At 68.9% G+C, this 17805-nt stretch carries 20 protein-coding genes and 1 pseudogene; 5 read left to right on the forward strand and 16 right to left on the reverse strand.

Annotated features, from left to right (window positions below):
- Positions 1-128 precede the first annotated feature (128 nt).
- Entirely contained in the window at positions 129-980 is an 852-nt protein-coding gene (locus O1R50_RS17870) for a WecB/TagA/CpsF family glycosyltransferase (RefSeq protein WP_270111510.1), read from the reverse strand.
- Between the two features lie 159 nt (positions 981-1139).
- Between O1R50_RS17870 and O1R50_RS17875 the strand changes: the two genes are divergently transcribed.
- The 4 genes from O1R50_RS17875 (at position 1140) to O1R50_RS17890 (ending at position 4626) form a co-directional block, all read left to right on the forward strand.
- Positions 1140-2174, forward strand: coding sequence for a sulfotransferase (locus O1R50_RS17875; RefSeq protein ID WP_270111511.1), 1035 nt, complete (start codon positions 1140-1142; stop codon positions 2172-2174).
- Positions 2167-3072, forward strand: coding sequence for a glycosyltransferase family 2 protein (locus O1R50_RS17880; RefSeq protein ID WP_270111513.1), 906 nt, complete (start codon positions 2167-2169; stop codon positions 3070-3072). The genes O1R50_RS17875 and O1R50_RS17880 overlap by 8 nt, the downstream gene beginning before the upstream one ends.
- A gap of 133 nt (positions 3073-3205) precedes the next feature.
- Positions 3206-3802, forward strand: coding sequence for a DUF4956 domain-containing protein (locus O1R50_RS17885; RefSeq protein WP_270111514.1), 597 nt, complete (start codon positions 3206-3208; stop codon positions 3800-3802).
- Entirely contained in the window at positions 3802-4626 is an 825-nt protein-coding gene (locus O1R50_RS17890; RefSeq protein ID WP_270111515.1) for a polyphosphate polymerase domain-containing protein, read from the forward strand. Before O1R50_RS17885 ends, O1R50_RS17890 begins: the two co-directional genes overlap by 1 nt.
- Positions 4627-4773: 147 nt before the next feature.
- Here the strand turns inward: O1R50_RS17890 and O1R50_RS17895 are convergent, their stop codons facing one another.
- Both O1R50_RS17895 and O1R50_RS17900 read right to left on the reverse strand, forming a co-directional pair.
- Positions 4774-6042, reverse strand: coding sequence for a HAMP domain-containing sensor histidine kinase (locus O1R50_RS17895; protein WP_270111516.1), 1269 nt, complete (start codon positions 6040-6042; stop codon positions 4774-4776).
- Positions 6039-6731, reverse strand: coding sequence for a response regulator transcription factor (locus O1R50_RS17900; protein ID WP_270111517.1), 693 nt, complete (start codon positions 6729-6731; stop codon positions 6039-6041). The genes O1R50_RS17895 and O1R50_RS17900 overlap by 4 nt, the downstream gene beginning before the upstream one ends.
- Before the next feature lie 112 nt (positions 6732-6843).
- Here O1R50_RS17900 and O1R50_RS17905 point away from each other — a divergent pair, with 112 nt between their 5' ends.
- Positions 6844-7326 (forward strand): hypothetical protein, encoded by a 483-nt coding sequence (locus O1R50_RS17905; protein ID WP_270111518.1) that lies wholly within the window; start codon positions 6844-6846, stop codon positions 7324-7326.
- Positions 7327-7389: 63 nt separating this feature from the next.
- Here the strand turns inward: O1R50_RS17905 and O1R50_RS17910 are convergent, their stop codons facing one another.
- From O1R50_RS17910 to O1R50_RS17970, 13 genes and pseudogenes are all read right to left on the reverse strand, one after another.
- The gene (locus tag O1R50_RS17910; protein ID WP_270111519.1) at positions 7390-7959 is read right to left on the reverse strand and encodes a hypothetical protein; all 570 of its coding nucleotides are present in this window, start codon (positions 7957-7959) and stop codon (positions 7390-7392) included.
- Complete coding sequence (locus O1R50_RS17915) at positions 7953-9044, reverse strand: helix-turn-helix domain-containing protein (protein ID WP_270111520.1); 1092 nt, start codon at positions 9042-9044, stop codon at positions 7953-7955. The genes O1R50_RS17910 and O1R50_RS17915 overlap by 7 nt, the downstream gene beginning before the upstream one ends.
- A gap of 154 nt (positions 9045-9198) precedes the next feature.
- A pseudogene (gene atpD, locus O1R50_RS17920) lies at positions 9199-10611 on the reverse strand (F0F1 ATP synthase subunit beta); the annotation flags it as partial.
- A gap of 2 nt (positions 10612-10613) precedes the next feature.
- Complete coding sequence (locus O1R50_RS17925) at positions 10614-11552, reverse strand: F0F1 ATP synthase subunit gamma (RefSeq protein ID WP_270111522.1); 939 nt, start codon at positions 11550-11552, stop codon at positions 10614-10616.
- 2 nt (positions 11553-11554) lie between these two features.
- Complete coding sequence (gene atpA, locus O1R50_RS17930; RefSeq protein WP_270111523.1) at positions 11555-13189, reverse strand: F0F1 ATP synthase subunit alpha; 1635 nt, start codon at positions 13187-13189, stop codon at positions 11555-11557.
- A gap of 34 nt (positions 13190-13223) precedes the next feature.
- The gene (locus O1R50_RS17935; protein WP_270111524.1) at positions 13224-14045 is read right to left on the reverse strand and encodes a F0F1 ATP synthase subunit delta; all 822 of its coding nucleotides are present in this window, start codon (positions 14043-14045) and stop codon (positions 13224-13226) included.
- Entirely contained in the window at positions 14045-14590 is a 546-nt protein-coding gene (locus O1R50_RS17940; protein WP_270111525.1) for a F0F1 ATP synthase subunit B, read from the reverse strand. Before O1R50_RS17940 ends, O1R50_RS17935 begins: the two co-directional genes overlap by 1 nt.
- A gap of 18 nt (positions 14591-14608) precedes the next feature.
- A complete protein-coding gene (locus tag O1R50_RS17945) occupies positions 14609-14812 on the reverse strand; it encodes an ATP synthase subunit c family protein (RefSeq protein WP_125246947.1) in 204 nt (67 codons plus the stop codon).
- An 89-nt stretch (positions 14813-14901) separates the two neighbouring features.
- Positions 14902-15714: a F0F1 ATP synthase subunit A gene (gene atpB, locus O1R50_RS17950; RefSeq protein WP_270111526.1), complete on the reverse strand. Its 813-nt coding sequence runs from the start codon at positions 15712-15714 to the stop codon at positions 14902-14904.
- A 33-nt stretch (positions 15715-15747) separates the two neighbouring features.
- Complete coding sequence (locus O1R50_RS17955) at positions 15748-15966, reverse strand: AtpZ/AtpI family protein (RefSeq protein ID WP_270111528.1); 219 nt, start codon at positions 15964-15966, stop codon at positions 15748-15750.
- 126 nt (positions 15967-16092) lie between these two features.
- Complete coding sequence (locus O1R50_RS17960; protein ID WP_270111529.1) at positions 16093-16494, reverse strand: hypothetical protein; 402 nt, start codon at positions 16492-16494, stop codon at positions 16093-16095.
- Positions 16491-17042: an arsenate reductase/protein-tyrosine-phosphatase family protein gene (locus O1R50_RS17965; protein ID WP_270111530.1), complete on the reverse strand. Its 552-nt coding sequence runs from the start codon at positions 17040-17042 to the stop codon at positions 16491-16493. The genes O1R50_RS17960 and O1R50_RS17965 overlap by 4 nt, the downstream gene beginning before the upstream one ends.
- The gene (locus O1R50_RS17970; protein WP_270111532.1) at positions 17039-17803 is read right to left on the reverse strand and encodes an L-threonylcarbamoyladenylate synthase; all 765 of its coding nucleotides are present in this window, start codon (positions 17801-17803) and stop codon (positions 17039-17041) included. The genes O1R50_RS17965 and O1R50_RS17970 overlap by 4 nt, the downstream gene beginning before the upstream one ends.
- Positions 17804-17805: the final 2 nt, after the last annotated feature.

Here is a 17805-nt window from a genome sequence, read left to right on the forward strand (position 1 = left end):
GAGTGGCTCATCGAGGGCCTTTCTGGCTTGGCGTGTCTTGTAGCGATTCACACCGAACCAGAAGGTCCTCTCCTCGTCTCAGCCCGACTCAGCTCGTGAGGTGTTCACAACCTCCCGAGACAGAACAGCTAGCGCTTCGACGCTCGACGACGTTCCCGATAGGCCTCCGCGAGGAGGCGTACCGCTTCGGGAACGTCGTCCTTGAGGTATCGGCGGGCGAGGCGGCGGGGTTCGGAGAGCATCCGGAAGAGCCATTCGGTGCCGGTGCGCTGCATCCATTTGGGGGCGCGGCGGCGGTACCCGGCGATGAAGTCGATGCTCGCGCCGCAGCCGAGGAACCAGGCGTCGGGGGCGACGGCGCGGAGGCGCACCGTCACGTGCTCCTGTTTGGGGAAGCCGAGGCCGACGTAGACGAGGTCGGGGGCGGCGGCCTCGACGCGTTCGACGAGGGCGCGCCACTGCGAGTCGTCCCGGTCGAAGCCCATGGGCGGGCACCAGGCCCCGACCACCTTGAGGCCCGGGTAGCGGGCTTCGAGGAGGTCGGCGGCGCGTTCGGTGGGGCGCGCGGCGCCGTCCGGGGTGCCGCCCAGGAGGGCGATGCGGAGGCCGCGGGTCGCGGCGGCCTCCGAGAGGGACCAGACGAGGTCCGAGCCCGCGACGCGGGCGGGCAGCGGCGTTCCGGCTACTTTGGATGCCCAGACGAGGGGCGCGCCGTCGGCGACCACGAGGTCGGAGGCGGCGATGATCGCCCGCAGCTCGCGGCTCCTGCGCGCGGCGGCGACGATGTCGACGTTCGGCGTGACGATCTGGCCGCCGCGCCCCGCCTCGATGGCGTCGATCACGCGCGCCACCGCCTCGGCTTCGGTGACCGGGTCGATCGCGATGCCGCCCAAGGACACCCGCTTCGCGGGGCGCGACTGCGGCCGAGGGGAAGACGCGCCGCTGCCGCGGTCCGCGCGCGAAGGGCCCAAACGCTCCATGCGATCAGACGTTAGAGGTCCGCGTGCGATTTTCCCGGAATTTTGGCCACAGGGCGTGTCCCCAACCCCACCCCGAGTCGTTATACGAATCATCAAGGGGCATCTGCAGGTTTCCGAGCCAAGCTCGGATCGCCGGCCCCGAAAGCAGTGGAGTACCAGGTGAGCGAGGGACCAGTGAGCGTGAAGATCGCCGACACGGCCGAGCAGTCCGAGCACCGCGTCAAGGTGGTCTTCATCGGAGGACTCGGACGCAGCGGCACGACGCTCCTCGAACGCCTGCTCGGACAGCTGCCCGGAGTGGTCCCGCTCGGCGAGATCACCCACCTGTGGGAACGGGACCTGGTCGGCAACGAGATGTGCGCGTGCGGAGCCACGTTCTCGCACTGCGAGTTCTGGCAGCGGATCGGCCGGCGCGCCTTCGGCTCCTGGGACCAGGTGGACATCGAGCGGCTCAACGCCCTGAAGGCCACTGTGGACCGAACCCGGCACATCCCGGCGCTCGCGTCGAAGCGGCTCGCGCCCGCGCAGCACCAGCTCGTCACCGAGTACGCCGAGTACTTCGAGAAGATCTACACCGCCGCCGCCAAGGACACGCGGGCGCGGGTCGTGGTCGACTCCTCCAAGCACGCCTCGCTCGCGTACTGCCTGCGCTGGTCGCCGAAGATCGACCTGCGGGTGCTGCACGTCGTGCGCGACTCGAGGGGCGTCGCCTACTCGTGGACGAAGAAGGTGGCCCGCCCCGAGTCCCCCACGGGCGACCAGATGACCCGCTACTCCCCCGCCAAGGCCGCGATGCTGTGGAACGCGCAGAACGCCGCGTTCAGCCTCCTCGCGCGGCGCGGCGTGCCGGTGCGGCGGGTCCGGTACGAGCGCGTCATCCAGCGCCCCCGGAAGGTGATCGCCTCGCTCGGCCGGTTCTGCGGGCTGGACCTGGCGGAGTCGGACTACAACTTCATCGGGGACGGCTGGGCCGACCTGGGCCCGAGCCACTCGGCGGCCGGCAACCCGATGCGGTTCACCGTGGGGCGCATCCCGATCTATCCCGACGAGGCCTGGACCGCGGACCTGCCCGACGGCACCCGGCGGATGGTCTCCACCCTGACCCGGCCCCTCCTGGGCCGCTACGGCTACCTCGACGACGAGGAGGCCCCTGTGGACGAACCCGTTCTGGAAGAGGTGACCGCCCGTGACTGACTGGCCTTCGGTGGGCGTCGTGATCCCCACGCACAACCGCCCCCAGCAGGTGCGCGCCGCACTGCGCTCGGTGCTGACCCAGTTCTACCCCGGTGAACTCGAAGTGGTCGTGGTCTTCGACCGCGCCAAAGTGGACGAAGCGCTCGCGGCGGACGGCGGGCGGCCCGTGCGGGTGGTCAAGAACGACCGCACGCCCGGTCTCGCGGGGGCCCGGAACACCGGGATCACCGCACTTCGCACCGATCTCGTGGCGTTCCTCGACGACGACGACGAATGGCTGCCCGGGAAGCTCGCGACGCAGGTCGCCGCGCTCGGCACCGAGGCCGAGCTGTGCACCACCGCGATCGAGGTCGACTACCGGGGCCGCCGGAACCCGCGCCTGGCGCAGAAGACCATGGTGCGGCATGTGGACCTGCTCAGGTCGCGCATGATGATGCTGCACTCCTCGACGTTCCTGTTCCGCCGCTCGGCACTGCTCGGCGGGCTCGGCCTCGTCGCGGAGGACGCGCCCGGGAGCCAGAACGAGGACTGGGACATGCTGCTGCGCGCCTCCAGGCGGCGTCCGATCGCTCACGTGGACGTGCCGTACGCGCTCGTCAACTGGGCCGGTTCGCACTTCGAGACCCGTTGGGACACCAAGATCTCCTCGCTGCGCTGGATCCTCGACCGGCACCCGGAGATCCACGGCAGCCCCGAGGGCGCCGCGCGCGTCTACGGCCAGATCGCCTGCTGGCACGCCGCCACGGGCGACCGCAAGGAGGCCCTGCGCTGGGCGGTCAGGGCGACGAAGGCGAACCCGGGCGAGCCGCGGGCGGCGGTCGCCGCCGCCGCGGCGGCGGGCATCGTCGGCGTCCCGGCGGTGATGGCCGCACTGCACCGGCGCGGCCGCGGCATCTGAGTCGGCAACGGGGCGTTCAGGAGTTGGACGCCCTTTATTCACTTCTTAGCGGTGCCTTAACGCCCGCCGCCGTACCTTCTCCCAGACCGACTGAGCGAACACCGCTCCGGCGACGTCACCGAGGAGGAACACCGTGGGTCTCGCACTCGCCCTGGCACTGCCCGTCAACCTGTTCGCCATCACCGTGCTCGCGTGCGCGATCTACTACCGGCGCCACCACCGCACCGACCTGGCGCTCGCCTACGTGGCGCTGAACGTGGGGGTCTTCGCCGTCTCGGCGCTCATGCTCTCGCAGCAGGTGAGCCTCGGCCTGGCGTTCGGGCTCTTCGGGGTCCTCTCGATCTTGCGGCTGCGCTCCGACCAGATCTCGCAGCGGGACGTCGGCTACTACTTCACGGCACTCGCCCTGGGCCTCATCAACGGGATCGGGGCGTCGCGCCCGGCGGTGATGATCGGCCTCAGCGTGCTGCTGGTGCTCACCATGTACATCGCCGACCATCCGAGGCTCGCGAACCGGTCGCGGCACCGCCTGATCGTGCTCGACACCGTGCACCGCGACGAGACCGCGCTGCAGGCGGACCTCGAACGGCGCCTTGGCGGGACGGTGCGCAAGTTCGAGGTGATCGACACCGACTACGTGCGCGAGACGATGACCGTGGACGTGCGGTTCCGGCCTTCGGCCGAGACCCCCGCGAACCCTGACCGCACCTACCCGATCGCGAGGGTCTGATGATCACCCGAGACGGGCTGGACCTGTTCGCGCCCATCGACCTCGCCGCGGTGGTGGACGCCGCGAACCTGCAGACCCGCGTCGACTCCAAATACCTGCTCACGCCGGAGGCATACGGCCGCTTCCGCGACCGGCTCGCCCGGGTCGGCGACTGGCGGTGCCTGGAGATCGAGGGCCGCCGCCGGTTCGCGTACGAGTCGATCTACTTCGACACGCCGGAGCTGCTCACCTACCGGCAGCACCGCCAGGGGCGCCGGTTCCGGTTCAAGGTGCGCTCACGCACCTACGTCGACTCCGGAGCCTGCGCGTTCGAGGTCAAACTCAAAGGCGCTCGGGCGGACACGGTGAAGGAGCGCATGGACTACCGCGCCGCCGACGCCGGGCGGCTCGCGCCGGACGCCGCCGACTTCCTCGCCGACACGCTGCATCGCGCCTACGGCATGGCGGTGCCGCTGGGAATGGCCCCGCGGGTGCGCACCGACTACCGCCGCCACACGCTCGTGGACCTGGAAGCGGCCGTTCGGATCACCTGCGACGAGGAGCTTCGCTTCAGCGGTTCAACGGGTTCGGCGGCGGCCCGGCCGCTGTGCCTGGTCGAGGTCAAGTCGGCGCAGGCGGGCGGGCCCGTCGACCGGATGCTGTGGCGTTCAGGGGCGCGGCCGGTGTCGGTCAGCAAGTACTGCCTCGCCGCCGCCGCGCTCTACCCGTGGCTCGGCGCGAACCCTTGGGCGCGTGCGTACAAGACGTGCTTCGGATCCGGGTCGGGTCTTGAACGGTGCCGTACGGAGCGGACGCGGCACTCAGCACTCGCAGTCGACTCGTAGCGGATTCGCGGCGCGTCGCAGGCGGCGACGGATCGTCGCATGATCCGAAGCCTTCCGCGGCATGGCAACCCGATTCTCGGCCCTCGCGAGATCCAGTGTCCGAGGGCCGCGGCTTGAGCGGCCGTCGCTGCGATGGCCGCTCCGTCTTCAGCCCAGTTCGAGTCTGATGAGCGCGCCCTTGCCGCCGTGGCCGGCGCCGAACACGAGCTGGCCGCCCGAGGCCGCGGCGGCGCGTCGTGCGATGTCCAGGCCCAGTCCGGTCGAGCCGCCGCCGGAACGGCCCCGTTCGAACACGGCTGCGTCCGGCAGGCCCGGTCCCTCGTCGGCGATGTCGATGATCGCGCCGCCGTCGGACGTGGCCCAGAGGCGGACCTCGAACGCGGTCCCGTCCGGGGTGTGTGCGAAGACGTTCGCCAGCAACGAATCCATCGCCGCCGCGAGGTCCTCGGCCGACACCTTCACCGGCAGCGGTCCCGGAGCCAGCGAGACGCTGCATGCGCGGTCGGTGTCCTCGGCCAGCGCCGACCAGAACGCAAAGCGCTCGGCCACGACGGCGACCGCGTCGCACTCGGACGCCCCGCGACCGGGCTTGCGAGCGTCGCGGATCGCGGCGTTCACGGCCCGCTCGACCTCGCTCACCGCTTCGTCTACGGTGGCTCGTTCGGTCGGGTCCGTGATCGCCTCGGCTTCGAGGCGCAGGACGGTGAGCGGGGTGCGGAGGCGGTGCGAGAGGTCGGCGACGCGTTCGCGTTCGGCCTCGAGGAGATCGCGGATGCGGTCGGCGAGGGCGTTGAGGGCGATGCCGACCCGTTCGATCTCCGCGGGTCCCGCGGCGCCCGCCCTCGCTTCGAGGTCGCCATCGGCGAGGCGGTTCGAGACCTCGGCGAGGTCGGCGAGCGGCACCAGCAGCACCTTGGCCAGGCGTGAGGCCAGGAGCAGGCCGACCCCCAGGAGCACCAGGGCGATCGCGCCGAGCAGGAGCCATGACCGGCCGACTCCGGCCGTCAGCGCCTCATCATCCACATAGGCCCTCACAACGGCGTAGCCGCCGTCGGGAATGCGGATGCTGTTGAGGATCTCCCGCCCGCCTTCGGTCGCCGCGGTGAGGGACCGGCCCTGGACGGCGGCGAGTTCCACCGCGGACGACCGGGGCGCCTCCGCGCCGAACACGGTGCCGTCGGGCCAGAACACCGTCACCGGGAACTGGAAGCCGGTGTTCATGTGCGCGACCGAGCTCTCCAGCTGGGCCTTGTCGGAGGTGGGCACGATCGCGGTCACCAGGTTCGCCTCCTGCTGCGCGAGCGAGACCGCGCGCTCGGCGGCGGCGTTGCGAAGCATGAGCGCCAGCGGGATCGAGAACGCCAGCAGCGTCAGGGTCGCGATCCCGGCCACCAGGATCGTCAGTCGGGCCCTCATTCGCCCTCCAGCGGGTCGACGAGCTTGACGCCCACCCCGCGAACGGTGTGCAGGAACCGCGGCGCCTGCGCAGTCTCGCCGAGCTTGCGGCGCAGCCACGCGAGATGCACGTCGACGGTCTTGTCGGCGCCGCCGAAGGGCAGGTCCCACACTTCGGTGAGCAACTGGCGCTTGGGGACGACCGCCCCGGCACGCGCGGCCAGGAAGTGCAGCAGGTCGAACTCCTTGGGGCTCAACTCCAAAGCCCTGCCTTCGAGGGCGGCGGTGCGGCCCTTCGGGTCGATGCGCAGCGGACCCACGACCACCGTCTCGTCAACGGGCGCTCCGGCACCGGTGCGGCGCAGCACCGCTTGGATGCGGGCGTCGAGCTGCTTCGCGGTGAACGGCTTGACCACGTAGTCGTCGGCGCCCGCGCCGAGGATGCGGACGATCTCGTTCTCGTCGTCGCGGGCGGTCGCCACGATCACCGGCACGTCGGAGACGCCGCGGAGCATCCGCAGCATCTCGCCGCCGTCGAGGTCGGGCAGCCCGAGGTCGAGCACGACCAGGTCGGGACGGTGGTCGACCGCCGCGCGCAACCCCCTCATCGCGTCGGGGGCCGGGGCGACCTGGTGTCCGAGGTCTCTGAGGGACCGCAGGAGCGCGGTGCGGACGCGTTCGTCGTCCTCGATCAGGAGCAGCTGGGCCATGCGGGCACTCTATGCGGGACAGCAACACGGGGACAAGTCACGTACGAGCCGCCGTGAAGGCTTAGACCGGCCTTATCGCGGCCTTAACGTTCCAGTCGGCAAACTGGCGAGCATGAGAAGGAACCTGGTAGTCAGCGGCTGGGTGGCGGCCGCGGTGGTCGCCGTCGGCGCGGGTATCGGCGCGGTGGCGCTGGCCCAAGGCGGGACCCTCGCGCCCCCGACCGAGCCGATGTCCGAGGACAGTGTGCAGGCGCAGCTCGACAGTATCGGCACCGCGACCCCGAGCGAATCACCGACGGCGACCGACGACGAGTCCTCGCCCTCGAGCGAGCAGACGACCGCGGGCGAGGAGATCATCGCGACCGACGGCGGCACCGTCATCGCCCGGTGCAACGGCACGGAAGTCGAGCTCGTCTCGGTCTCCCCCGCCCAGGGCTGGCGCACCGTGGGCGTCGACGCCGGGCCCGCCGCGACCGCCGCGTTCGGCTTCACCGACGACGATGACGATGACGACGGCCTGCACTACAAGGTCACCTGCGCCGACGGCGTGCCCGCGGCGGCGCTCCAGAACACCGACGACGACGCCGACGACTGATCGCGGCAAAGCGAGCGGCCCGGCACCTCCCGGTCCCGGGGCCGCGACGTTCGAGCGAGCTGGTCATCGACTTCGGTGCGGGCCAAGGCCGTGCAGCCTGGCGAAGGCGGGGAACAGCCTTCCGTCGCAGGGCAGCCGCATTCCCGACCGGTGCAGGAGGTCGACGATCGCGCTGGCGCCCGCCTCGGTCAGCTTTCCTTCCCGCCAGATCTCCGCGAGCAGCCACAAGGTCCCGTGGACCACGACCGGGTAGCGGCTCGCGCCGTGGACCGCGGCGCGATCGTCGATCACCGCGGTGGCGTCGAATTCGTGGGCGACAGCGAGGACGCTGGCCTCGCCGAGGTTGCGGTCGCCCGCTCGCACGCGCTCGGACCATTCAACGAACGCCAGCAGTCTGGCCTCCGTTTCGCCGACCTCCACCACTTGCATCCAGGCGAGTGTGAGGATCTGCTCCAGTTCGGGGTGGGTGCCGACGCCGCGGCGGATCTCGTCCATCACGACGCTCGTGGTGAAGCAGGTACGGCCCAGCATCAGGTCGCTGAGCACATCGAGCCGGTCGGCTTTGGCGAAGTGGCTCAAACAGGTCGTGTCGAACACCAGCCGCTGCGCTCCGCCGCCTCCGGCGGCTACCACCCTTGGTCGCTTTCGAAATCCGGCAGCTCGGATTCGTCGACGTGCCCCCGCATCAGCTCGGCCGCACGGGGTTTGGCTATCCAGCCCTCGCGGTAGGCGCGCATGATGGCGTGGGCGACGCTCGGCGGGACCCTGACCTTCTCCAGGTCCTGCTGCAACAGCCAGCCGATCGCGTCGCGAAGCTCGGCTTTCGTGGGCGTGGACGCCCCCCAGCGACGCGACTGCTTCGCGTCGATCAGGCCCGTGCGCTCAGCCTGCCGGAGCGCCAGCGACCATGAGACCTGGTATTCGGCGGAGAGCTTGACCAAATCGCCGCGTTCGAGGTGCGGGCCCCGCGCGGCCACCGCGTCCTCAGGCAGGAGCAGCTCGGCCGCGAAGGCGTCGATCGCCGCCTCCCGTTCCGCTTTCGAGGCGTGGATGTCCATGTCGCTGACGTATTCATCGCCGAGCACCATGTGCCCCAGCTCGTGGGCCGCAGTGGACCGGCGCCGTACTACCGGCGCGGACAGGTTGATCACCGACACTGCCAGGTCGCCCTCGTGGATGCTGGCGCCTTCGCCGCCGTCCTCCAACTCGACGACCGTGAACAGCACGCCCGCCTGCTCGCCGATCTGCATGAGGCTGCCGAGCGGCTCATGGCCGAGCCCGAGCTGGCGGCGCAGCCAGCGGGCCGCGTCGCGCACATCGTCGGAAGAGGTTCGGGCGCTGGGGTACAGGAGGACCGGCTTGGGCTCGAACACGCCGATCTCGCAGAGCTGCTGCATATCGTTGAGCCAGGCCACCAGCGCCACGTCCAGGCGGAACGCCGCCGATTCTCCGACGGTGGTCTCCTCCGCCACGATGCCGCTGCGCCGCGAGATCACCTCGGGCGGGTCGTAGAGGAACTGGCGCATCGGCATCCCGAGCGCACCGCTCAGCCGTGCCAGTTCCATGCCGTCGATACGGCGCGTGCCGGCCTCGATCTTGGCGATCATGGTGCGGTCGAGTCCGACTTCCCGACCGAGGTCCTCTTGGGAGAACCGCATGGCGGCGCGCGCTCGGCGCACACGCTCGCCGATCGCGGCCCAGCCTTCTTCGAGTTCCATGTTGCGATAATCGCACAATCGGTGCGACTTCCGCGACGGACACGCGCCGACCGATGCGCAATATTTACCCGAATGAGTGAAAGCGGCCCCGGAACCTCTCGGGTGCGGGGGCGCGTGCACTCCAGCGCGGCACGGGGGGGGAGCGCGTCTTGCGGAGCTCCTCTTCGTTCTTGTGCAGGTCCTCGAGGCCACCGCACATGAAGAACGCCTGCTCGGGGAAGTGGTCGTACTCACCCTCGGCGATCTTCTTGAAGGCCTCGACGGTCTCCTTGACGGGGACGAACGAGCCCTCGACCCCGGTGAACTGCTTCGCCGCGAACGTGTTCTGCGACAGGAAGCGCTCGATGCGGCGCGCCCGGCCCACGACGAGCTTGTCCTCTTCGGAAAGCTCGTCCATGCCGAGGATGGCGATGATGTCCTGCAGCTCGTTGTACTTCTGCAGGATCTGCTTCACCGTCGAGGCGACCGCGTAGTGCTCGGCACCGACGACCTCGGGCTCCAGAATGCGGGAGTTCGAGGCGAGCGGGTCGATCGCCGGGTAGATGCCCTTGTCGGAGATCTTCCGCTCGAGGTTCGTCGTCGCGTCCAAGTGGGTGAACGCGGTGAACGGCGCCGGGTCGGTGTAGTCGTCCGCGGGGACGTACACGGCCTGCATCGAGGTGATGGCCTTGCCGCGCAGCGAGGTGATGCGCTCCTGGAGCTCACCCATCTCGTCCGCCAGGGTCGGCTGGTAACCCACGGCCGAGGGCATGCGGCCCAGCAGCGCGGAGGTCTCCGAACCGGCCTGCGTGAACCGGAAGATGTTGTCGATGAAGAGCAGCACCTCCTGGTTCTTGACGTCGCGGAAGTACTCGGCCATCGTCAGGGCCGACAGGGCGACGCGAAGACGCACGCCCGGCGGCTCGTCCATCTGGCCGTAGACCAGGGAGGTCTTCTCCAGAACGCCGGCCTCGGCCATTTCGGCGATGAGGTCGTTGCCCTCACGGGTGCGCTCGCCGACACCGGCGAACACCGAAGAGCCGCCGAAGTTCTGGGCGACGCGGATGATCATCTCCTGGATGAGCACCGTCTTGCCCACGCCGGCGCCGCCGAACAGGCCGATCTTGCCGCCCTTGACGTACGGGGCGAGCAGGTCGATGGCCTTGATGCCGGTCTCCAGCATCTCGGTCTTCGGCTCCAGCTGAGCGAACGCCGGGGCGTGGCGGTGGATCTCCCAGTAGTCGTCGGCCTGGAGCTCCTCGCCCTCTTCGAGGTTGAGGCAGTCACCGAGGACGTTGAAGACCTTGCCCTTGATGCCGTCGCCGACCGGGACCTTGATCTGCGCACCGGTGTCGCGGACCTCGGTGCCGCGGACCATGCCGTCGGTCGGGGCCATGCAGATGCCGCGGATCTGGTTGTCGCCCAGGTGCTGGGCCACTTCCAGGGTCAGCGTCTTGTTGTGCTCCCCGTAGGCGACGTCAACGTGAAGCGCGTTGAAGATCGCCGGGATGGCGTTGCGCGGGAACTCCACGTCGACGACCGGCCCGATGACCCGTACGACGCGTCCCACTCCATTAGTGTCGGTCATCGTTACTCTCTTCCTGCGGCGGAAAGGGCACTGGCCCCACCCACAATTTCGCTGATCTCCTGCGTGATCGCCGCCTGCCGCGCCGCGTTCGCGCTCCGCCGCAGGGTCTTGATCAATTCATCGGCATTGTCCGTGGCCGCCTTCATGGCCCGACGCCTCGCCGCCGACTCGCTCGCCGCGGCGTCGATCAACGCCGCGTAGATCCGAGTCGTCAAGTACTTCGGCAGCAGCGCGTCGAGCAGCGCCTCCGGGTTCGGCTCGAACTCGTAGTCCGGGAGGAGCACGTGCTCTTCGAGCTCGCTCTCCTCCACCTCCTCGACTTCGAGAGGGGCCAATTGCCGCGGCTCAGGGGTCTGCGTCAGCAGCGAGACGAACTTGGTGTGGACGATATGCAGTTCGTCCACTCCGAGGATACCGTCCGCTCCCGCGTCGTCACCCTCGTCGTCCGCACCGGACATGAACGCCGAAAGCAGCGTCCGCGTGATCTCCTGCGCGTCGGCGACGGCCGGCTTCTGCGAGAACCCGGTCCAGGACCGCTCGATCTGGCGACCGCGGAACTGGTAGTAGTCGACGCCCCTGCGGCCGGCGACGTACAGGACCGGGACCTTGCCCTCTTCCGAGAGGCGCGAGACCAGCTGCTCGGCGGTGCGGATGACGTTGGCGTTGTAGCCGCCGCACATCCCCTTGTCGGCAGTGACCACGAGCACCCCGGCCCGGCGGACCTGGGCCCGCGGCTGGAGCAGCGGGTGGTTGACCGACGCGTTGCTCGCGAGCGAGGTCATCACCGAGGTCATGGCGCGGGCGTACGGCAGCGAAGCCGCGACCCGTTCCTGCGCCTTGGCGATGCGGCTGGTGGCGACCAGCTCCTGCGCCTTGGTGATCTTCCGGATGGACTGGGTCGACTTCAGCCGCTTGCGCAAAGTACGAAGCTGCGCTGACATGGCTAACCCTTCTTGACGCGCTTGACGGTCTCGACGTCGACGTCGCCCTCAAGGGCGTCCTCGGCGGCGTCGGTCACGTGCAGGTCGTCGGCGTTGGCCTTGAACATCTGCTTGAACTTGGCGATGGCGCGCTTGAGGGTGTCCTCGATGTCGCCGGCCACCTTGTCCTTGCCCGCGTTCAGCTGGGCGACGACGTCCTTGTGGTTGGCGCGCATGTAGGTGAGGAACTCTTCCTCGAAGCGGCGGACCTCGCCGACCGGGATGTCGTCGAGCGAACCCGAGACGCCGGCCCAGATCGAGATGGTCTCCTCGCCCATCGGGAGCGGCGCGGCCACACCCTGCTTGAGCAGCTCGACCATGCGGAGACCGCGCTCCAGCTGCGCCTTCGACGCGGCGTCCAGGTCGGACGCGAAGGCCGCGAAGGCCTCCAGGTCGCGGTACTGGGCCAGGTCCAGACGAAGCGAACCGGCGACCGAGCGCATGCCCTTGGTCTGCGCGGCGCCACCGACACGGGAGACGGACGTACCGACGTTGATCGCCGGACGCACACCCGAGTTGAACAGGCCCTCTTCGAGGAAGACCTGGCCGTCGGTGATGGAGATGACGTTGGTCGGGATGAACTGCGAGATGTCGCCGGCCTTGGTCTCGATGATCGGCAGACCGGTCAGCGAACCGCCGCCCAGCTCGTCCGAGAGCTTCGCGCAGCGCTCCAGCAGACGGGAGTGCAGGTAGAAGACGTCACCGGGGAAGGCCTCGCGGCCCGGGGGACGACGCAGCAGCAGCGACACCGTGCGGTAGGCCTCGGCCTGCTTCGACAGGTCGTCGAAGACGATGAGGACGTGCTTGCCGCCGTACATCCAGTGCTGGCCGATGGCCGAACCGGTGTAGGGCGCCAGGTACTTCAGGCCCGCGGGCTCGTCGGCGTTCGCCGCGACGATGGTGGTGTACTCCATCGCGCCGTGCGCCTCGAGCATGCCCTTGATGCCGGCGACGGTGGAGCCCTTCTGGCCGACCGCGACGTAGATGCAGCGCAGCTGCTTGTTCGGGTCGCCGGACTCCCAGTTGGCGCGCTGGTTGATGATCGTGTCGATCGCGACCTGCGTCTTGCCGGTCTTGCGGTCGCCGATGATCAGCTGGCGCTGGCCGCGGCCGATGGGGGTCATCGAGTCGATGGCCTTGATACCGGTCTCGACCGGCTCGAACACCGACTGGCGGTTGATGACGTTCGGGGCCTGGGCCTCGAGCTCGCGCTCGCCCTCGGCCTCGATCTCGCCCAGGTCGTCGATGGGGTTGCCCAGGGCGTCGACGACGCGGCCCAGGAACTTGTCACCGACCGGCACGGAGAGGACCTTGCCGGTGCGCTTGACGGTCTGGCCCTCGCCGACCTTGGTCGGGTCGCCCAGGAGGACGGCGCCGATCTCGCGGACGTCGAGGTTCAGGGCCAGGCCCATCACGCCGCCTTCGAACTCCAGGAGCTCGTTGGCCATGACGGAGGGCAGGCCCTCGACGACGGCGATGCCGTCGCCGGCGGAGGTGACGACACCGACCTCTTCGCGGGTGATCTCCGGCCGGTAGGACGAGACGTAGGCGTCGAGCGCACTACGAATCTCGTCTGAGGAGATGGTCAATTCAGCCATCTGAACGTTTCCCTTTCTGTTGATACCGGCTGGATCAGCGTCCGGCCAAGGCTTGGCGGGCTTCGTCGAGGCGGCGCGAGACGGTACCGTCCCACAGCTCCGAGCCGACTTGCACTCGGATGCCCCCGACGATCGCGGGGTCGACCGTGACCTTGAGCGCCACCGGGCGCCCGTAGACCAGGGTGAGCTTGGCCGCGAGCTGACGCTCTCCGGCCTCGTCGAGCGGGCGAGCCACGGTCACGTAGGCCACGGTCTCGTCGTGGGCCGCGGCGGCGGCCTCGACGAGGTAGGCCAACGAGGCGTGGAAGCTGCGGCCGCCGATGCCGAAGCACGCGGCGGACGCCAGCTTCACCGTCACCGGCTCGGCCTTGCCCTCGAGCAGGCGCTCGACGAGCTCGGCCCGGCCCTTCGGGTCGGTGCCCGAAGCGCCCAGGACCGAGGCCAGCTCGGCGTCGCCGTCGACAAGCTGTCCGAAACGGAACAGCTCGTCCTCGACGTTCGCCAGGCTGCCGTCCTTGGCCGCGGCGAGCAGCAGCGCCTTGACGGCGAGCTGCTCAGTGCCGCCGACCAGTTCGGACGGGCTGCCCCAGCGGCCGCGCACGAGCGAGGCCACCACGGCTGCGGCGGTCTCGCCCACTTGGCCCGCGACGAGCCCGCGGATCAGGCCCTCCCGGTCGTCCGCCTCACGGGCGGGGTCGGACAGGGCGCGACGCAGCCGAGGCTGGTCGACGAGGAAGCGCGTCACTCCCAGCAGCTGATCGCCGCACTCGGTGAGCTGCTCGGCCGACGCGCTGGAGGCGGCTGCCTCCAGCACGGCCCGGCCGGCCTCGATGCTTTCGCGTCCAGTCGTCGACATCAGCGCGCTCCGCTCGTCTCGGCCGTGTCGTCGGCGATCTGGCTGAGGAACTGGTCCACAGTCGCCGCCGTGTCGGCGTCGCCGGCGAGGCGCTGGCCGATGATCTTCCCGGCCAGGTCAACGGCCAGGTTGCCGACCTCGCTGCGCAGCTCGCGAACGAGCTGCTGGCGAGAGGCCTCGATCTGCGCGTGACCGGCCGCGATGACGCGGTTGGCCTCTTCGCGGGCGGAGACGAGGATCTCCTCCTTGGCCGCCACGGCGTCGGCACGAGCCTCGTCGCGAATCGCGGCGGCCTCTTCCTGCGCAGCGGCGAGCTTGCGGCGGTATTCCTCGAGCGTCTGATTGGCCTCTTCTTGAGCCCGCTCAGCCCGCTCGATGCCGCCTTCGATCGCGTCCACTCGTGCCTCGAAGGTCTTCTCCATCATGGGGAAGACGAACTTCATGAGCACGAAGCAGAGCAGACCGAAGGCGATGGCGCCGACGAGAATCTCTTGCCAAATCGGGAAGAGAATCTGCGCGCCTCCTTCTTCGGCGGCGAGAATCATGTTCGCTCCGTGAGGTGGCTAGTTGATGAAGGCGAGGACCAGGCCGAACAGGGCCAGCACCTCGACAAGGGCGAAGCCCATGAACAGCATCGGGCGGGTGATGCCGGCCGACTCGGGCTGGCGCGCGGTGGCGGTGATCCACGCGGCGAAGATCAGGGCGACACCGATACCGGGGCCGATTGCGGCGAGGCCGTAACCAATGACGCTGACGGAGCCTTCCATGGCGTTTTCTCCTAGGTGTCAGCGTGGCGTGTCCGTCACGCCACGATGTTCTTCAATTGCGAAACTTGGATGAGGGGCGAGAGCGGGGCTTAGTGCTCGTCCGCGAGGGACCCCTGGATGTACATGCCCGTGAGCAGAGTGAACACGTAGGCCTGCAGCAGGATGACGATCAGCTCGAACAGCGTCATGGCGATGCCCATGGCGAAGGAGAAGACCGACAGACCCTGGATGAAGATGTTGCCCGAGTTGAGCATCTCGAATCCGCCGAGGATGAACACCAGCAGGATGAGGTGGCCGGCGAACATGTTGGCGAAGAGTCGCAGCGCCAAGGTGACCGGCCGCAGGATGAGGTTCTGCAGGAACTCGATCGGGATCAGCAGCGGGTAGATGAACCACGGGGCGCCCGGCGGGACGCAGGTCAGCTTCAGGTAGCCGATGAAGCCGTGCTTCTTGATGCCGACGACGTTGTAGATGATCCAGGAGAGGACACCTAGGACGGCCGGGAATGCGATGTGGGACATCGGGGAGACCTGAACGCCGGGCACGATGGCCCAGAAGTTCATGATCAAGATGAAAAGGAACAGCGTCGCGAGGTAGGGCGCGAATTTCACGCCTTCCTTCTTGCCCATCTGGTCGATGGCGACGGTGTTGCGAATGAAGCCATAGGCGGATTCGGCGATCCACTGCTTCTTGGTGGGAACGATCTGGGGCTTGCGGTACGCCCACAGGAAGAACACGATGAGAATCGCGACAGAGGCCCACACCGCGAAGGTGATGGTGGTGAACATGTGGGCAAGAGCCGTGTCGCTGAGCCCGGTGAACCAGTCCCGGAAATCAAAGCTGTGAATGCCGGGCGGGAAGTGGGATTCCCCTTCGGCCAGCACGATGGCTGAGTCGGTCACGCGAGTCACGCCTCTCAGTCAGTGTCGGTCAAGTTACGGCGACATCTGCTTGATCAGCAGGTAGATCCCTGCTGTAGCACCGACAAGCATCCCTACCAGGAGCCCGACTTTGGGCAGTTCGAGCCAAAGGTCGACCAGATATCCGAGACCACCCCAGAAGATGATCCCAGACAGCAGATATCCCAGCGCGCGCCAGCCCATGTCCGAACCGTCCGGCTGGGGCTTGCGATCGGGGGGTTCCATGTCGGCCATGTCGAGCTGAACTCTAACAGCTACTACACAGGAACTGCCCAGCGGGTTCGCTGAGATGAGTGCCATCCGTGCGAGGTTGTCAACCTCCAAGAAACACCGTGTGTCGCGGCGGGCGTCAAGATTTCGTCAAGAACGCTGATCGAACTCGACGTATGGGATTTTCGCCTTGTACACCCAGGCGACCTGGGTCGCGAGCCAGGCGACGGCTCCGCCGACCACGCCGTAGGCGAAGGGCAGCAGCGCGTCGGGCACGGCCGCCTTGACGATCGAGAGGACCGTCAGGACGAGCGCGAGTTTGATCGAATACGTGATCAACGCCATAGGCAGAGTGAGACGCAGGTCAAAGGTTTCGGCCAGTGCGACCGCCGCCGCAGAACCCGCGAATCCCAAGGCCGCCAAGGCTACTCCCGCAGGGGCGGCCCACGCGGCGGTCCCGCCGGCTGTGATGCCGCCGACGAGGGCGGCGATGACGGCCGCGATCGCCGAGGCGAGGAGGCACGGCTTGAGGAAGCCCTTGATCTTGGTCATGAGCGCGGCTCCAACGCGGCCGCGACGGGCTTCAGCGCCGCTTCGAGCTGGTCGGCGATCTGCGCGTAGACGGCCTGGCTCATCCCCCACGGGTCGGCGAGGTCGAGCTCGTCGTAGTCGCCGCGCCGCGCGGAGGCGGCGTCGACGAGGGCCTTGCCGCGCACGGCGGTGTCGCCGTCGGGCAGCGAGTCGGCGAGGTCGGCGGCCATGGGCCCGAACGAGCGGACGAGGAAGGTGCGCCCGAAGGCCTCGGGAAAGCGCTCGGCGATGTACTCCAGGTGCCCGATCGTGGCCACGAGGATGAGGTCCGAGGCCTCCACGTGCTCGCGCAGGAGGTGCCGCGCCCGGTGGCCGTCGTAGTCGTAGCCGCGCGATTCGAGCTCGTCCATCGCGGGGTGCTGCATGTTCTCGCCCTCGTGGAAGGCCGAGATGCCCGCGCCGTGGTTGAACACGTCCTCGCCGGTGAGCCCGGCGAGGATGCGCTCGGACATGGGCGACCGGCAGATGTTGCCGGTGCACACGTGCAGCACGGAGAACGGCGAGGTCACGCTGAGGCCTCGTCGGCCTTCGGTTCGGCGGTCTCGTCGGCTTCCGCTTCCGCTTCCGCGGCTTCGGCCTCGTCCGCTTCCGGCTCGTCGTCCTCGGGTCCTTGGCCGGGGCCGTAGCCGTCGCGGTCGAGGGTCTCGGGCACGATCTTGCGGATCTGCTCCAGGCTCAGAGCGCCTTCGCGGAGGATCTGCGGCGGGTGCGCCACGCAGTCGATGATCGTCGACGGCAGGTTGTCCTCACTGGGCCCGGCCTCGAGGTACACGGAGACGTCGGAGCCGAGCTGGGCCTTGGCATCGCCGGCGGTCTCGGCCGGGGGCTGCCCGGTCTTGTTGGCCGAGGAGACGGCCATCGGACCGGTCTCCTTGAGCAGTTCCAGCGCGAGCGGGTGCAGGGGCATGCGCACCGCGACCGTGCCGTCGGTGTCACCGAGGTCCCAGGTCAGGGACGGGGTGTAGGGCACCACGATGGTGAGCGGCCCGGGCCAGAACGCCTCGATGAGCTCCTTGGCGGAGTCGGGGATGTCAGAGGCGATGCCGTCGAGCGCCCGCTTCGAGCCGATGAGGACCGGCGGCGCCATATCGCGCCCGCGGCCCTTCGCGGCGAGCAGGGCCCTGACAGCCGTGGGATTGAACGCGTCGCAGCCGATGCCGTAGACGGTGTCGGTGGGGATGACGACGAGACGACCGCCGGTCACGGCCCTGGTGGCCGACTTCAGCCCGGTCGCTCGGTCCTTGATCTTCCTGCAATTGAACAGCCTCACGG

Source organism: Glycomyces luteolus, from assembly GCF_027622875.1.
GTDB classification, from domain to species: Bacteria; Actinomycetota; Actinomycetes; order Mycobacteriales; family Micromonosporaceae; genus Glycomyces; species Glycomyces luteolus.

Bases quoted from the DNA above. Each gene is read 5' to 3' on its own strand.
- O1R50_RS17870 (WP_270111510.1), bottom strand. From the start codon at position 980: ATGGAGCGTTTGGGCCCTTCGCGCGCGGACCGCGGCAGCGGCGCGTCT.
- O1R50_RS17890 (WP_270111515.1), top strand. From the start codon at position 3,802: ATGATCACCCGAGACGGGCTGGACCTGTTCGCGCCCATCGACCTCGCC.
- O1R50_RS17895 (WP_270111516.1), bottom strand. From the start codon at position 6,042: ATGAGGGCCCGACTGACGATCCTGGTGGCCGGGATCGCGACCCTGACG.
- O1R50_RS17900 (WP_270111517.1), bottom strand. From the start codon at position 6,731: ATGGCCCAGCTGCTCCTGATCGAGGACGACGAACGCGTCCGCACCGCG.
- O1R50_RS17905 (WP_270111518.1), top strand. From the start codon at position 6,844: ATGAGAAGGAACCTGGTAGTCAGCGGCTGGGTGGCGGCCGCGGTGGTC.
- O1R50_RS17915 (WP_270111520.1), bottom strand. From the start codon at position 9,044: ATGGAACTCGAAGAAGGCTGGGCCGCGATCGGCGAGCGTGTGCGCCGA.
- O1R50_RS17925 (WP_270111522.1), bottom strand. From the start codon at position 11,552: ATGTCAGCGCAGCTTCGTACTTTGCGCAAGCGGCTGAAGTCGACCCAG.
- atpA (WP_270111523.1), bottom strand. From the start codon at position 13,189: ATGGCTGAATTGACCATCTCCTCAGACGAGATTCGTAGTGCGCTCGAC.
- O1R50_RS17935 (WP_270111524.1), bottom strand. From the start codon at position 14,045: ATGTCGACGACTGGACGCGAAAGCATCGAGGCCGGCCGGGCCGTGCTG.
- O1R50_RS17940 (WP_270111525.1), bottom strand. From the start codon at position 14,590: ATGATTCTCGCCGCCGAAGAAGGAGGCGCGCAGATTCTCTTCCCGATT.
- O1R50_RS17945 (WP_125246947.1), bottom strand. From the start codon at position 14,812: ATGGAAGGCTCCGTCAGCGTCATTGGTTACGGCCTCGCCGCAATCGGC.
- O1R50_RS17955 (WP_270111528.1), bottom strand. From the start codon at position 15,966: ATGGCCGACATGGAACCCCCCGATCGCAAGCCCCAGCCGGACGGTTCG.
- O1R50_RS17960 (WP_270111529.1), bottom strand. From the start codon at position 16,494: ATGACCAAGATCAAGGGCTTCCTCAAGCCGTGCCTCCTCGCCTCGGCG.